The 14509-nt window shown below is 73.8% G+C and carries 14 protein-coding genes; 5 read left to right on the plus strand and 9 right to left on the minus strand.

The window, feature by feature from the left end:
- Positions 1 to 2: 2 nt before the first annotated feature.
- The 3 genes from ACFYP3_RS05510 to ACFYP3_RS05520 all read right to left on the minus strand — a co-directional run bounded on the left by ACFYP3_RS05510 (position 3) and on the right by ACFYP3_RS05520 (position 3129).
- Positions 3 to 476, minus strand: a complete 474-nt coding sequence (locus ACFYP3_RS05510) for a hemerythrin domain-containing protein (RefSeq protein ID WP_388827141.1) — start codon at positions 474 to 476, stop codon at positions 3 to 5.
- 131 nt (positions 477 to 607) lie between these two features.
- Positions 608 to 1234, minus strand: coding sequence for a class I SAM-dependent methyltransferase (locus ACFYP3_RS05515; protein WP_388827144.1), 627 nt, complete (start codon positions 1232 to 1234; stop codon positions 608 to 610).
- Positions 1235 to 1293: 59 nt separating this feature from the next.
- Entirely contained in the window at positions 1294 to 3129 is a 1836-nt protein-coding gene (locus ACFYP3_RS05520) for a glycoside hydrolase family 15 protein (RefSeq protein WP_388827147.1), read from the minus strand.
- Positions 3130 to 3412: 283 nt separating this feature from the next.
- On the opposite strand from ACFYP3_RS05520, the gene ACFYP3_RS05525 reads away from it, so the two are divergent.
- Positions 3413 to 4477, plus strand: a complete 1065-nt coding sequence (locus ACFYP3_RS05525; protein ID WP_388827150.1) for an NAD-dependent epimerase/dehydratase family protein — start codon at positions 3413 to 3415, stop codon at positions 4475 to 4477.
- 85 nt (positions 4478 to 4562) lie between these two features.
- Here the strand turns inward: ACFYP3_RS05525 and ACFYP3_RS05530 are convergent, their stop codons facing one another.
- Together ACFYP3_RS05530 and ACFYP3_RS05535 are read right to left on the minus strand one after the other, a co-directional pair.
- Positions 4563 to 5672, minus strand: coding sequence for a sensor histidine kinase (locus ACFYP3_RS05530; protein WP_388827153.1), 1110 nt, complete (start codon positions 5670 to 5672; stop codon positions 4563 to 4565).
- Positions 5665 to 6468, minus strand: a complete 804-nt coding sequence (locus ACFYP3_RS05535) for a response regulator transcription factor (protein WP_388827156.1) — start codon at positions 6466 to 6468, stop codon at positions 5665 to 5667. The genes ACFYP3_RS05530 and ACFYP3_RS05535 overlap by 8 nt, the downstream gene beginning before the upstream one ends.
- 123 nt (positions 6469 to 6591) lie before the next feature.
- Between ACFYP3_RS05535 and ACFYP3_RS05540 the strand changes: the two genes are divergently transcribed.
- The 3 genes from ACFYP3_RS05540 to ACFYP3_RS05550 are packed head-to-tail and all read left to right on the plus strand — an operon-like array spanning position 6592 to position 8581.
- A complete protein-coding gene (locus tag ACFYP3_RS05540) occupies positions 6592 to 7308 on the plus strand; it encodes a glycosyltransferase family 2 protein (RefSeq protein ID WP_388827159.1) in 717 nt (238 codons plus the stop codon).
- Positions 7305 to 7925: a DUF2064 domain-containing protein gene (locus ACFYP3_RS05545; protein WP_388827162.1), complete on the plus strand. Its 621-nt coding sequence runs from the start codon at positions 7305 to 7307 to the stop codon at positions 7923 to 7925. Before ACFYP3_RS05540 ends, ACFYP3_RS05545 begins: the two co-directional genes overlap by 4 nt.
- Positions 7922 to 8581 carry a class I SAM-dependent methyltransferase gene (locus ACFYP3_RS05550; RefSeq protein WP_388827164.1) on the plus strand — a complete coding sequence of 220 codons (660 nt, stop codon included), beginning with the start codon at positions 7922 to 7924 and terminating at the stop codon, positions 8579 to 8581. Before ACFYP3_RS05545 ends, ACFYP3_RS05550 begins: the two co-directional genes overlap by 4 nt.
- Positions 8582 to 8690: 109 nt before the next feature.
- On the opposite strand, the gene ACFYP3_RS05555 is transcribed toward ACFYP3_RS05550, so the two are convergent.
- Positions 8691 to 9098, minus strand: a complete 408-nt coding sequence (locus tag ACFYP3_RS05555; RefSeq protein WP_388827167.1) for a hypothetical protein — start codon at positions 9096 to 9098, stop codon at positions 8691 to 8693.
- Complete coding sequence (locus ACFYP3_RS05560) at positions 9098 to 10240, minus strand: molybdopterin-dependent oxidoreductase (protein ID WP_388827170.1); 1143 nt, start codon at positions 10238 to 10240, stop codon at positions 9098 to 9100. The genes ACFYP3_RS05555 and ACFYP3_RS05560 overlap by 1 nt, the downstream gene beginning before the upstream one ends.
- Positions 10241 to 10354: 114 nt before the next feature.
- Here ACFYP3_RS05560 and ACFYP3_RS05565 point away from each other — a divergent pair, with 114 nt between their 5' ends.
- The gene (locus ACFYP3_RS05565) at positions 10355 to 11884 is read left to right on the plus strand and encodes a glycosyltransferase 87 family protein (RefSeq protein WP_388827173.1); all 1530 of its coding nucleotides are present in this window, start codon (positions 10355 to 10357) and stop codon (positions 11882 to 11884) included.
- A gap of 45 nt (positions 11885 to 11929) precedes the next feature.
- Here ACFYP3_RS05565 and ACFYP3_RS05570 read toward each other — a convergent pair whose 3' ends face one another.
- Both ACFYP3_RS05570 and ACFYP3_RS05575 read right to left on the minus strand, forming a co-directional pair.
- Positions 11930 to 12592, minus strand: a complete 663-nt coding sequence (locus tag ACFYP3_RS05570; RefSeq protein WP_388827176.1) for a deoxynucleoside kinase — start codon at positions 12590 to 12592, stop codon at positions 11930 to 11932.
- Between the two features lie 351 nt (positions 12593 to 12943).
- A complete protein-coding gene (locus ACFYP3_RS05575) occupies positions 12944 to 14509 on the minus strand; it encodes a serine/threonine-protein kinase (protein ID WP_388827179.1) in 1566 nt (521 codons plus the stop codon).

The raw sequence follows: 14509 nt of genomic DNA on the forward strand, positions 1-14509 counted from the left end.
GGTCACTTCCTGGCACTCGGGACGGCGAGGGGCTCGCCCGGGGCCCCCTTCTTCGCCGCCTCCATCCGTTCGCCGAGTTCGGTGAGGCGGTTGCGGCCCATGGCCTTGCGGACGTCGGGGAACCACTCCTTCTCCTCTTCCTCGACGTGGTGGCGGACGTTCTCCATGAGGACGCGCATCTTGGCGTCGAACCGCTCGTCCGCGGCGTCGAGGTCCTTCAGTTCCGACAGCATCCACAGCACGACGTGGTGCTCCTCGACGCTCTCCAGAACATGGTCCTTGGTGTCGGGCGCCGCCTCCCGCGCGGCCGGGTAGAAGATCTTCTCCTCGATCCAGGTGTGCGTGGTCAGTTCGTCGATCACCTTGTCGGCGATCTTCCGCTTCTCGGTGTGCGCGTCGTCGCCGGCCTTCTCGAACTGCTTGAACAGCTTCTCGACCGTCTTGTGGTCTTCCTTGAGCAGCACGATCCCGTCCACCAGCGCCTCCTGGGCTCCGCAGTACCGGGCGGCGCGGCCCGCCGCCCCGACGGCGTGTGTACCCGCTGTGCGGTCGTATCCCTCGTCCCGCAACCGGGATTGGCCCGGATGGGCGACGCGCCGTACGCCGCCTAGGCGCGGCGCGCGAGCACGTGGGCGTCGAGGAAGCCGCGCTCGGAGGCCGGGTCGTGGATCAGCCGGGCGAACGGGACGAGCCCGGCTCCGGCCAGCAGGGCGGCGAAACGGTCCGTCGGCCAGCTGTAGGCGGGCGTCACCTTGTGGTCGAAGCGGACCGGTTCCGGTCCGTCGGTCCCGAAGAACGAGACCAGGAGCAGGCCCCCCGGCGCGAGGGCGCGCGCCTGCTCGGCGAGCAGCGCGGGCAGCTCCCCGGGCGGGGTGTGGATCATCGAGTAGTGGGCCAGTACGCCGCCCAGCGCGCCGTCGTCCACCGGCAGGGCCTCCATCCGCGCCTGGTCGAAGCGCAGCGCCGGATGGGCCCGCCGGGCGTGGTCGACCATGGCCGGGGAGAGGTCGAGCCCGAAGGCGTCCAGGCCCCGGTCGTGCAGCATGGCCGTCAGATGTCCGGGCCCGCACCCGACGTCGGCCGCCCGCAGGTTCCCCGTCCCGCGCACCAGCTCGGCGAAGGTGTCGATCATGGCCCGCGCGAAGGGCTGCGTCTCCAGCCGGCCGGCGAACAGCGACGCGTACAGCTCGACGACCCCGTCGTAGGCCGCCCTGGTCTCGTCCTGGTGCTCCACCCGGGGAACGTAGCCGAATTCCGCGCACGGGCGCAGCCGTTCCCCGGGCCCGGGCCGCGTCAGCCCAGCGCGCGGTCGAGGTTGAAGGCGGCGCTGATCAGCGAGAGGTGGGTGAAGGCCTGCGGGAAGTTGCCCAGCTGCTCTCCGGTCGGGCCGATCTCCTCCGCGAAGAGGCCGACGTGGTTGGCGTAGGTGAGCATCTTCTCGAAGGCGAGCCTGGCCTCCTCCAGCCGGCCCGCGCGGGCCAGCGCCTCCACGTACCAGAAGGAGCAGATCGAGAAGGTGCCCTCGGGGCCGTGCAGGCCGTCCGGGCTGGCGATGGGGTCGTAGCGGTAGACCAGCGAGTCGGAGACCAGGTCCGTGGTGAGGGCGTCCAGGGTGGAGAGCCACTTGGGGTCGGTGGGCGAGACGAACTTCGCCATGGGCATCATCAGCAGCGAGGCGTCCAGCACCTGGTCGTCCAGTCCCTGGACGAAGGCCCCCCGCTCGGCGGACCAGCCGCGCCGCATGATCTGCCGGTAGATCGCGTCGCGGGACTCCCGCCAGCGGGGCAGGTCCGCCGGCAGACCGCGGCGGTTCGCCATGCGCATCGCCCGCTCCAGCGCCACCCAGCACATCAGCCGCGAGTACACGAAGTTCCGCCGGCCCGCCCTGGTCTCCCACACCCCCTCGTCGGGCTGGTCCCAGTGCTCGCACAGCCAGTCCACCACGGCACCGACCTCGTCCCAGCGGTCACTGCTGATCGGCTGCCCCCACTTGTCGTAGAGGTAGATCGAGTCGATCAGCGCACCGTAGATGTCCAACTGGAGCTGGTTGGTGGCGGCGTTGCCCACCCGGACGGGTGCGGAGCCGAGGTATCCCTCCAGGTGCGCGAGCTCGCGTTCGGGCAGGTCGGTACGCCCGTCGATGCCGTACATGATCTGCAACGGACCGTCATCCCCCGTGCCGCGCAGGATGCCCCGTTCGGAGATGAACCCCATGAACGCCTCGGCCTCCGAGGTGAACCCCAGGCGCAGCATCGCGTAGACGCAGAAGGCGGCGTCGCGGACCCAGACGTAGCGGTAGTCCCAGTTGCGCCCGCCGCCGATCTGCTCGGGGAGGCTGGTGGTGGGTGCGGCGACGATCGCACCGGTCGGCGCGTAGGTGAGCAGCTTCAACAGCAGCGCGGAGCGGTTCACCATCTCCCGCCACCGCCCGTGGTAGCGGGAACCGGCGATCCAGTGGCGCCAGAACCGGACGGTCGCCTCGACCTGCTCCTGCGCCTCGGCGCGCGGGCACGACCGGGGCGGGTGGTCGTCGCCGACCTGGTCGAGGGCGAACACGTGGGATTCGCCTTCGAGGAGTTTGAAGCGGGACCATACGTCCGGGCCGTCGCCCTCCAAGGGGGTGGTGGACGTCAGCGCGAGCGTCAGGGACGGGGAGCGGAACACCGCCGTGTGGCCTTCGAGGTGCGTGGTGTGCGCTTCGGCGCCGTATCCGAAGCGGGGGGCGATCCGCGCCCTGAACGGGAGGGTGCCGCGGACGCAGATCACCCGCCGGATCAGCCGGTGCCGGCCCGCCTCGCGCGACTCGTCGACCACGGGCATGAAGTCCTGGATCTCCGCCACGCCGTCCGCGGCGAAGAACCGTGTGATCAGCACGTTCGTGTCGGGGAAGTAGAACTGTCGGGTGCGGCTCGGGACCTCGGCGGCCAACTCGAACGACCCGCCCTTGTCGGCGTCGAGGATGGACCCGAAGACGCTGGGCGCGTCGAAGCGCGGGCAGCAGTACCAGTCGATGGTGCCGTTCGTGGCGACCAGGGCGGTGGTTCGGAGATCGCCGATCAGGCCGTGCTCGGAGATCGGGACGTACCGGCCGCCGGCCGCCTGCTCGAAACCAGCCGTGTCGAACGCCATACCGGCCTCCCTGCCGCTCTGGCCCGGGCCTGGAGATGGAACCTCGCTCTTCATGCTAGACCGCTGCGCGGCGCGGGGTCCGGCGAAGCCGCCCGGGCACGGGCTCGCGGACGCGGGGGCGGCGTGCGCCCGGGCTCCGGCCCCGCCCCGGTTGCGCCCCCGGGGCGGCCGCTTCCGCCTCCGCCGCCGTGGCCCTGCCGGGGGTGAGCGCCCGTATGACGGAAGTCTTACGTGCACGCGTGGGAGACCCCTCCGAGCTTCCGCGCTGCGTAGCGTCCCGGGTATGCGCGTACTCGTCACCGGAGGAGCCGGGTTCATCGGCTCCCACATCGTCACCGCCCTCAGGGACCGCGGGCACGACCCCGTGGTCCTCGACGCCCTGCTGCCCGCCGCCCATCCCGGCACGCCACCGCTGCCCGACGCGGAGTTCGTCCGTGCCGACGTACGGGACGCCGACGCGGTCCGGGCCGCCCTGCGCGGGGTCCGTGCCGTGTGTCACCAGGCGGCCATGGTCGGACTCGGCAAGGACTTCGCGGACGCCCCCGAGTACGTCGGCTGCAACGACCTCGGGACGGCCGTGCTGCTGGCGGAGATGGCGGCCGCCGGGGTTCGGGAACTCGTCCTCGCCGGGTCGATGGTGGTCTACGGGGAGGGCCGCTACGCGTGCCCGCGCCACGGGGTGGTGCGCCCCGGCCCCCGGCTGGCGGCGGACCTGGCGGCCGGCCGGTTCGAGCCGCGCTGTCCCGGGTGCGGGGCCGAGCTCGCGCCGGGTCTGGTCGGGGAGGACGCACCGACCGATCCGCGCAACGTGTACGCCACCACGAAGCTCACGCAGGAGCACCTGGCGGCGGCGTGGGCGCGGTGCACGGAAGGCCGGGCGGTCTCGTTGCGGTACCACAACGTGTACGGGCCGGGGATGCCGCGGGACACCCCGTACGCGGGCGTCGCGTCCTTCTTCCGCTCCTCGCTCGCCCGGGGCGAGGCGCCACGCGTCTTCGAAGACGGCGCGCAGCGGCGGGACTTCGTGCACGTGGCGGACGTGGCCGCGGCCAACGCGGTGGCCTTGGAGGCGGTCGGCGGCAGGCCGGCCGGCACGCTGACCGCGTACAACACCGGCAGTGGGGAACCGCACACCGTCGGGGAGATGGCCGCCGAGCTGGCCCGCGCGCACGGCGGGCCGGCCCCGGTGGTGACGGGGGAGTTCCGCCTCGGCGACGTACGGCACATCACCGCCGATTCGGCCCGGCTGCGCGCGGACCTGGGCTGGCGTCCGGAGGTGGGCTTCGTCGAGGGGATGGCCGAGTTCGCCCGGGCCGGGCAGCGCGCGTCCGCGGGGCGCGCCGGCTGAGTCCGCGCCTCCCCGGCCGCGTGTCCCGTGGGGGGCTCGTCGGTGGCCGCCGGCGGCCGGACCCCGGTGAACCGTCCGGTCCGGCCTACGCGGGGGCCGGGAGGGTCAGTTCGAAGCGGCACCCGCCGGGCACGTTCCGGACGTCGGCGTGGCCGGAGTGGGCCTCGACGATGCCCCGGACGATCGCCAGCCCCAGACCCGCGCCCGAGGGGGGCGTGCGCGCCTGGGACCCCCGCCAGCCCGTGTCGAAGACACGCGGAAGGTCGTCCTCGGGAATCCCGCCGCAGGCGTCGGTGACGGACAGGACGACCGCGTCCGCGCGGCGTTCCGCGGCGATCGCCACCGTCCCGTCGGCCGGGGTGTGGCGGATGGCGTTGACCAGCAGGTTGGACAGCACCCGCGTCATCTCCTTGCCGTCGACCTCCACCGGAAGGGGTGCGACGCTCCCGCCGGCCAGCCGTACGCCGTGTTGCCGGGCGAGGGCGTCCGCGCCGGCGAGCGCGTCGCCGACGAGGTCGTAGAGGGACATGCGGGTGGGGCTGAGGGAGAGGGCTCCGGCATGGATGCGGGACAGCTCGAACAGGTCGGTGACCATGGAGTTGAGGCGCTCCACTTCGGCGCGCATCTGCTGGTGGTAGCGGGCCGGGTCGGCCACCACGCCGTCCTCGAGCGCCTCCGACATGGCGCGGAGCCCGGCGAGCGGGGTCCGCAGATCGTGCGAGATCCAGGCCACGAGCTCGCGCCGGGACGTCTCCAGGGCCCGCTCGCGTTCGCGCGAGGCGGCGAGGCGCTCGCTGGTGAGGGCCAGTTCGCGGCTCAGCGCCGCGAGTTCGGCGGGGGCGGGCACGGCGGGCGCCCTGAAGGTGCCCTCCTCCCCGAAGTCGCGTGCCGCTCCGACGAGTTCCCGGCAGCGCCGCACGACCTGCCGGCCCAGGAGCAGGGCCGTGCCCAGGGACACGGCGGCGGCCATCGCGACGACCGTGGTCACCACGGTGAGGTCGTGGGAGGACAGGAACATCGCCCAGGCCACCGCGAGCGTGCCCGCGAGCATCGCGGACACGGCGACCGCCGCGACGACCGCGAGGGACACGGCGACGCTGCGCCGCCGCAGGATCCGCAGGGCGACGGCGCCGAGCAGCCCGGCGGCCGCCGCGCCGAGGAAGGCGTACAGGGCGATCAGCAGCAGGTCACGCACGGTCGTCCGCCACCGTCCGGGCCCCGGCTGCGGACTCCGCGCGATCGGAGGGGTACGGTCCCGCCTCGAAGCGGTATCCGGCGCCCCACACCGTACGGATCAGTTGCGGATCGGCCGGATCCTTCTCGATCTTGCTCCGGAGCCTGCGGACGTGGACGGTGACGGTGGAGAGGTCGCCGAAGTTCCAGCCCCAGACCTCGCGCATCAGCCGCTCGCGGTCGCAGACCTGCCCGGGGTGCCGCAGGAAGAAGGCGAGGAGGTCGAACTCCCGCAGGGTGAGGGCCAGCTCCGCTCCGTCCCTCGTCACCCGTCGGGCCGCGGGGTCCACGCTCAGGCCGGCCGCCGCGAGCCGCGGCTCGTCGGCCGGGACGGCCGAGGAGACCCTGCGCAGGACCGACCGCACCCGCAGGACCAGCTCGCGCGGGCTGAACGGCTTCGTCACGTAGTCGTCCGCGCCGACCTCCAGGCCCAGGATCCGGTCGTCCTCGTCGCCGCGCGCGGTGAGCATGACGACGGCGACGGAGCGCGTCCCGTTCCCGTTCGCGCGCAGCCGCCGGCAGACCTCCAGGCCGTCCATGCCGGGCAGCATCAGGTCCAGGACGACGAGGTCGGGCCGGTGCCGGGCGGCGGCCTCCAGCGCGGCCGGGCCGTCGGCCGCCCGGTGCACGGTGAACCCGGCGCGCTCCAGGTAGCCGGCGACGACCTCCGAGACGGTCGGGTCGTCGTCCACGACCAGGACGCGGCCGGTGACGTCGCCGGAGGCGGGGCCGCGGTCGGTTTCGATACGGGATGCCATGCCCCAAGAGTGACATCGAGCCCGCCGCTGCGGACACGGGCCTGCCGCCACGCGGTGCGGTGTCCGTGTTTCGTAAGGTCTTGCGGCGCCGTTCTTCGCCGTTCGGTTCCTACGGTGTGGAGGGTGACTTCTTCTGCTTGTCGTCCGCCCCGCGCGGACCTCGTACTGCCGTGCCTCGACGAGGCGGAGGCCCTGCCCTGGGTGCTGGCGCGGGTGCCGGCCGGGTGGCGGGCCATCGTCGTCGACAACGGCTCCACCGACGGCTCGGCGGACATCGCCCGCGGTCTCGGCGCCACCGTCGTGCACGAGACCCGGCGCGGGTTCGGCGCCGCCTGCCACGCCGGGCTGCTCGCCGCGCGGGCCGATCTGGTCTGTTTCTGCGACTGCGACGCCTCCATGGACCCCGCGCTGCTCGTGGGCATGGCCGAGCGGGTCGCCTCCGGGGAGGCGGACCTGCTGCTCGGCCGGCGCCGCCCGCAAGGACGCGGCGCCTGGCCCGCCCACGCGCGGGCCGGAAACATCGCCCTGGCCCGCATGCTGCGCCGCCGCACCGGCCTGCGGCTGCACGACCTCGGACCGATGCGGGTGGCGCGCCGCGAGGCGCTGCTCGGCCTGGAGCTGACGGACCGGCGCAGCGGCTACCCGCTCCAGATGGTCGTACGGGCCGCCGACGCGGGCTGGCGGGTGGCGGAGACGGACGTCCCCTACCTCCCCCGATCCGGGAAGTCCAAGGTCACCGGGACCTGGCGGGGCACCTGGCACGCCGTCCGCGACATGCGGCGGGTCCTCGCCGAGCCACCGGGCACCCGACGCACACCGGCCGAGGGGATCTCCGCATGAGCACCCTCCTCGTCATTGCCAAGGCGCCCGTAGCGGGCCGCGTGAAAACCCGTCTGACCACGGCGTTCACCCCGCAGCAGGCGGCCGACCTGGCCCTCGCCTCGCTCCAGGACACCCTCGCGGCGGTCCTGGCCACACCGGCCGGGCGCCGTGTGCTGGTCCTCGACGGCCGGCCGGGGCCCTGGATCCCGGACGGCGTCGACGTCGTCCCGCAGGGGACGGGCGGTCTCGACGCCAGATTGGCTGCCGCCTTCGCCCTGGCCGCGGGACCGGCCCTGCTGATCGGCATGGACACCCCGCAGGTCACCCCCGGCCTGCTCGCGCTCGGGCTGGACTTCACCGAGGCGGACGCCTGGTTCGGGCCCGCCGACGACGGGGGGTTCTGGGCGCTGGGCCTGGCCGACCCCGAGCCGGCCCTGCTGCGCGGCGTCCCCATGTCCGTGGCGCACACCGGTGAGGTGCAGCGGCGGCGACTGACCGATGCCGGGCTGGCCGTACGCGATCTGCCCGAGCTCTGCGACGTGGACACCCCCGCCGACGCGCGGCGGGTCGCGGCGGCCGCACCGCGGACCCGGTTCGCCGCGCTGCACGCAGGCCTGTGCGCGGTGACCCGATGACGGCCCAGCTCACCGAACCGGCCGCCCGTGCCTGGCAGGCCGACCCGTACGCCGACGCGTTGCGCGCCGGCCAGGGCCCGCTCTACCTCCGGCGGCACGACGGCTGGCTGCTGCCGCTCGAGGTGGAGCGGTGGTGCGCCGAGCCCGACGCGGCCGACGAGACCGTCCTCGCCCGATGTACCGGGGCCGTCCTCGACATCGGGTGCGGCCCGGGCCGTCTGGTCGCCGCCCTCGCCGGCCTCGGGCGCACGGCACTCGGTGTGGACGTCACACCCGAGGCGGTGGCCCGTACCGTGCGGGCGGGCGGCAGCGCGCTGTGCCGGTCGGTGTTCGACCCGCTGCCCCGGCAGGGCGGTTGGGGCACGGTCCTGCTCATCGACGGCAACATCGGGATCGGCGGCGATCCCGCCGCGCTGCTGCGCCGCGCCGCCGAACTGACCGCGCCCGGCGGCTCCCTCCTGGTGGAGGTGGCCGCGGCCGACGTGGACGAACGCGTCGAGGTGTACGTCGAGGACGGCAACGGCGACCGCGGGGCGTCGTTCTGGTGGGCCCGGCTCGGCGCCCGCGCGCTGTGCGCCGAGGCGAGGGCCGCGCACTGGATCCCGTACGACACCTGGCAGACCGCGGGGCGGCACTTCGTGCACCTCAGCCGCTGACCGGTGCCCGGGCAGTGAACCGCCGTGGTCGGACCCGCAGAAGTACGGTCCGCGCCACGGCGGTTCTTCGCGCGGCGCGCCGGTCAGGCGCGCCGGTCAGGCGCGCCGGTCAGGCGCGGCGGCTCAGCCTGCGCAGCACCACACGCGCGCCGGCGTGGGCGAGGGTGAGCAGCGCGATGGCCGCCATCGCGAGCAGCCAGTTGCGTGCGTAGTCCAGCGGCAGGACGGTGGGGTTGGCCACGCCGCCGGGACGCAGCAGCGGGGGCAGGGCGATCACGGTCAGGGAGCCCGCGACGATCAGCGCCGCGCGCGGGATCCCGCCGCGCAGGCGCGGCCCCGCCGCGGCGGCGAGGGCGCCGATCGCGAGCACGAGGGGGGCGACGAAACCGTCGTGCACCACGACCGCTCCCCCGAGCCAGACGGCGATCCGCCACGGCTCGGGCCGGCTGAGGAGCAGCCAGCCGCCCCAGGCCGCCGCCAGCAGCCCCAGGGCCCCGGTCAGGTACCGTCCGTTCATCACGCGACCTCCAGTCGGCCGACCCACTTGGTCTGTAGGACACCGGGCCGGTTCGGGGCGATGATCCGCGCCGGGTAGCCGTGGTCCAGGGACAGCACGGCGCCGTTGAGGCGCAGCGCGAGCAGCGTCAGCGGATCCTGTGCGTACTGGCGGCCCATGTCCGTGACCCGGTAGGCGCCGGCCGCCTCCAGGGACACCACGCGGGCCCGCGCTCCCGGGCCGGCGCCCGCGCGCTCCAGCAGGTCCCGTACCCGTACCCCGGTCCAGTGGGCGGACTTGCTCCAGCCCTCGACGCAGGCGATGGGCAGGGTCACCTCGTGCTGCGGCATGGCGCGCAGCTCGTCCAGTGTCAGGGTGTACGGGCGGGGCCCGACCACGGTCAGCCGCCAGTCGGCCAGCGAGGCCCCGGTGACCCGCGCCGCGGCCGCCGTCCGGTTCACGGGCAGTCCCTGGAGCCCGTGGGCGGGGCTGCGGGGGCCGAACAGCTCCAGCGTGCCGAGCGCGGTCACGGACTGTCCCACCGTGGTGAGCGTCACCGCTCCGACCGCGGCCGTGACGCCGAGGAGGAGCCGGCGCCGGTCCGGTCCGTCGGCCTCGGGCAGCGCGAGGGTTCCGGGGGACCGCGCGGTGAAGTGGTCCCGGATCTTCGGCCACTGCACGGCGAGGTGCAGGAGCAGCGATCCGAGCAGGAGCCAGGCGACCGCGTAGTGCACGGCCACGAAGTCGAACGGCCAGGGATACCACTGGAAGGTGTTCAGCAGCCCGGTGAACAGCTCGAACAGTCCGGCGGCGACGAGAACGGCCACCGAGACGCGTTCCAGTGCGTGGAGCACCGATCGCACCGGGGGCCAGGCGAACAGTCGCGGGTAGACCGCCCACAGCTTCGCGAGCAGGAGCGGGATCGCGGCGGTCCCGGATGCCACGTGCAGCCCCTGGGAGAGCCGGTAGCCCCAGGAGGGGCGGCTCGGCAGCCAGTCGGCCAGCCGTCCCGGCGGGTGCTGGAGGTAGTGGCTCAGTACTCCGGTCGCGAAGCAGACGACCATGGCCAGGCCGAGCCAGCGGCCGATCGCGGTCGCGGTACGGGCATCGTGCAGGCGCGCCTTGAAGGTGACGGGCGGTCCGGGAGGAAGGGTGAAACGCATGCCTCCATCACACCGCCCGCACGGCCCGCGCAGGTTGCCGGAACACCTTACGAAACACGGACGTGCACCGCGCCCGCGCTCGACGGAGGGCCGATTCCTGGAAGGCTTCCGCAGGTGAAACCCCTTACCGCTGCCACCGCACGGAACGCACGGAGCGGACGGAAGGCGCGGACCGCACGGACCGCGCCGGCCGCCGCCACCGCCCTCGCCCTCGCCGCTCTGACGGCGGTCCTCGTCCTCACCGTCCGGTACGGGGGCTACTACCGCGATCCTGTCGGCCTGTTCTGGTGGTACTCGGCCTGCTGGGTGCTTTTCGCCGTGGCCCTGTCGGCGCTGCGCCGGGTCCCGGCCCGCCACGTCGCGTGGTTGATCGCGGCCGGGGCCGTCGCCGTCACGGTGACCGGGCTGGTGGGGCCGCCGCGGACCAGCACCGACTCCTACCGCTACGCCTGGGACGGCCGCGTCCAGTCCGCCGGCATCTCCCCCTACGACCACACCCCGCAGGACCCGGCGCTCGCCGGGCTGCGCGACCCGTGGCTCTTCCCCACGGCCGCCGCCTGCGCCGGCCCCGGTCTGGCGGGTATCCCCCACACCGGCGACACACCCCACTGCACCCGCATCAACAGACCCGCCGTCCACACCATTTATCCGCCCGTCGCCGAGGCCTACTTCCTCGTCGTCGACCAGCTCTCCCCGACGGGCGCCCGCCACGAACCGCTCCAGATCGGCGCCGGACTCGTCTCCCTCGGCGTGACCGGAGCGACCCTGCTGATCCTTCGACGGCGGGGCAGCGACCTCCGCGGGGCCGCGTACTGGGCCTGGTGCCCGGCCGTCCCCGTCGAGGCCGTGAACAACGCGCACGTCGACGTCCTCGGGGTCCTCCTCGCAGTCGCCGGCCTCGGCCTCGTGTCCGCCCGGGCTCTGACCCGGCGGGCAGCGGGCGGCCTGCTGATCGGCGCCGCCATCGCCACGAAACTGATGCCCGCCGTCGTCCTCCCGGGCGCCCTGTCAGGGGTCCGCCGCGTCCGCGACGCGGCCGCCGTGCTGCTGCCCGCCGCGTCCTTCACCGTGCTCGCCTACCTCCCGTACGTCCTGCTCTCGCACGGATCGGTCTTCGGCTACCTCGGCGGCTACGTGCAGGAGGAGGGCTACGAAGACCCCTCGGCCGGGTCCCGCTACTCCCTCCTGCGTCTGGTCCTGCCCGACGCGTGGGCGTTCCCCGTGCTGGTCGCCATCATCGCGGGCGTGTCGCTGTACGTGATGTGGCGCGGGGACCCGCGACGTCCGTGGAGCGGCGCCCTTCTGGTCACCGGCTGGGCGTTCGCCCTCCTCACGCCCGGCTACTCCTGGTACTCCCTGCTGCTGGTCGCACTCGTGGCCCTGGACGGGCGCTGGGAATGGCTGGGCATGGCGCTCGCCGGCGCCGCGGTCTACGTCCTCGGCGCGCGGTTCGGCCATCAGGCGGCGCTCAGCGACATCGCCTACGGCGCCGCGGCGGCCCTGGTCCTCGCGATGACCTGGCTCCGGCGGCACGCCCCGGCGGAGGGGGGTCCGGCCGCCGACGGCGGCGGGTCGTTGGCGCGGCGGCACGGTCGGCGGACGGCCGGCCGGCCGGGGGTCTCGCCGAGCCGACGCGCCGCGTAGGCAAGACCGTGGGGCGGCCGGCGACGGTGCCCGCGTGGAACGGCGTCAGGCCCGGAGCCTGGCCGCCGCCAGGGCGTCCTTGACCTCCTGCACCACGCGGGCCGCGTCCTCGGCGTTGTTCACCACATCGGTGTGGTTCATGTCGATGATGAGGACTTCGCTGGCCGAGTAGTGCTTGTGCACCCAGTCGTCGTAGCCGGACCACAACGTCCGGTAGTAGTCGACGAGGCTCTCGTCCTGCTCGAAATCGCGGCCCCGCAGCCCGATGCGGTGCAGCACCGTCTCGAAGTCCGCCTTGAGGTAGACCATGAGATCGGGTGCCTTGCGGTACGGCAGGCCGTCGATCTCGCGCATCATCTCGTTGAGCAGTCCGTCGTAGACCTGCATCTCGAGGGAGCTGATCCGGCCGAGGTCGTGGTTGACCTTGGCGAAGTACCAGTCCTCGTAGATGGACCGGTCGAGGACGTTGTCGCCCTGCTTGTACGCCTCCTTGATCGCGGCGAAGCGCGTCTGCAGGAAGTAGAGCTGGAGCAGGAAGGGGTAGCGCTTGGCCTGGATCTCCTCGGGGCTCGCCGTGTAGAAGAGCGGGAGGATCGGGTTGTCTGCCACGCTCTCGTAGAAGACTTCGCTGCCCAGCTCCTTGGCGAGCAGTTCGGCAACGCTCGTCTTGCCGATCCCGATCATGCCTCCGACGCAGATCACTGACATACCTCGCTTCTCCCTGGGTTTCTTCTGATCGCGGGGCGGGTGGGCTGGACACCCCACACCACTGAGACCGGTGCCGGCGGTCATCGGATTCCCAAAGATCTTCATGATCGGCGCCATGTCGTCCCTGTCCCGGACCGAGGCCCTGGGCCAGGCCCCCCTCCGCGACCGGCCGGACCGACCGTTCCGCAGTTGCCACGCACGGCGACGCATCTCCGCCCCGCAACCGCCTGAAGTTTAGACGACGCGTCGCCCCACCCCGGGCCGAGCGCCGGCCTGCTCGCGGTGCCTCCGTCACGGCCGCGCGGGAGTGGCCCTCGGCGGCGGACCAGTCGGCGGGCACGACGACCGCGGTCAGCCGGTGCAGGTGATCGAGAAGGGGACCGGGTTGGAGGTGGTGCGGGTGGGGCTCTGGAGTTCCACGGCCATGCCGGTGGTCAGGGTTCCGGCCTTCGCGTAGGTCGTCAGCCGCACGGTGTCGTGCCCGGTGGGGTTGTCCTTGTCCCCGATGGCCATGGTGCGCCAGTGCGGATCCACCACCGAGCCGTCGCCGGACACCCAGCGATAGGAGATCAGGGTGGGCTCGGAGGCGGTGAAGGTCGCGGTGAAGGCCGGGGCCTGGCTCTCGGTGGTCGGGCACCTGCCGGTGTAGGTGGTGTGCGCACCCGCCACCGACATCCGTACGCCGCCCGCACCGGCGGTGGGGTCCTCGTCGTTGCCGCCGAAGGCATGGACCACTCCGGCGGCGACCAGTACGCAGGCGGCCGCGCCGGCCGCCACCGTACGCCGTGTGCGGGGCGGGGAGGCGGGTTCCGCGGGTTCCGCGGTGGTGGTGGCGGCCGGTGCCGGCGCGGGGACCGGCGCCGCGAGGGATGCCGCTGCCGTGGCGGCTTCGACGGGAGCCGCGGGTTCCGCCGGAGACGCCAGGACGCGGGCGGCGGTCGTGGTGGCGTCCGGTTCGTGGGCGATTCCCCGCAGGGCCGCGGCGACTTCGGCGGCGGGGGTCCGCTCGGCCGGCTCCTTGCGGAGCAGTCCGGCGATGACCGGGGCGAGCGGGCCGGCCCGGGTCGGCTCCGGCGGTTCCTCGTCCACGACGGCCCGCAGGGTGCTCAGCGCGGTGTCCTGCCGGAAGGGTGAGGTCCCCTCCACGGCCGCGTACAGCAGCACACCGAGGGACCACAGGTCCGACTCGGGGCCCGAGGGGCGTCCCAGCGCCCTCTCCGGCGGCAGGTACTCGGGGGAACCGACCACCTCGCCGGTCAGGGTCAGCGCGGTGCTGCCCTCGACGACCGCGATGCCGAAGTCGCTGAGGACCACCCGACCGTCCTCGGCGAGCAGCACGTTCGCCGGCTTCACGTCGCGGTGCTCCACCCCGACGGCGTGCGCGGCGCGCAGCGCGCTCAGCACCTCGGAGCCGATGTGGGCGGCGTGCCGGGGTGTGAGCGGACCCTCGGCGCGCAGCAGGTCGGCCAGGGACTGCCCGCGGATCAGTTCCATGACGATCCAGGGGCGGTCGTCCTCCATGACCACGTCGTGGACCGTCACCACGGTGCGGTCGGGTATCCGGGCCGCCGCCCACGCCTCCCGCTCCAGCCTGCTGTGCATCCGCGCGATGTCGTCGGCCCGCAGATGGGCCGGGGCCCGGACCTCCTTGACGGCGACCTCGCGGTGCAGCGTCTCGTCGCGGGCCCGCCACACGGTGCCCATACCGCCCTCGCCGAGCCGGGACAGCAGCCGGTAGCGGCCGGCGATCAGCCGGTCCGCGCCCGGGGCGTCCGGTGTGGCGGCGGTCGCGTCCGCGGCCGTGGCCGTGGCCGCGATGGTGTCCGCGAGCGTGGCCGTGCCTGCGGTGGTGGCCGTGCCTGCCGTGGTGGCCGCCGGCGCGCTCTCCGTCACGGTCTCGGATTCCTCGTTGTGCAT

Source organism: Streptomyces sp. NPDC005533 (assembly GCF_042871845.1).
Lineage (GTDB): Bacteria > Actinomycetota > Actinomycetes > Streptomycetales > Streptomycetaceae > Streptomyces.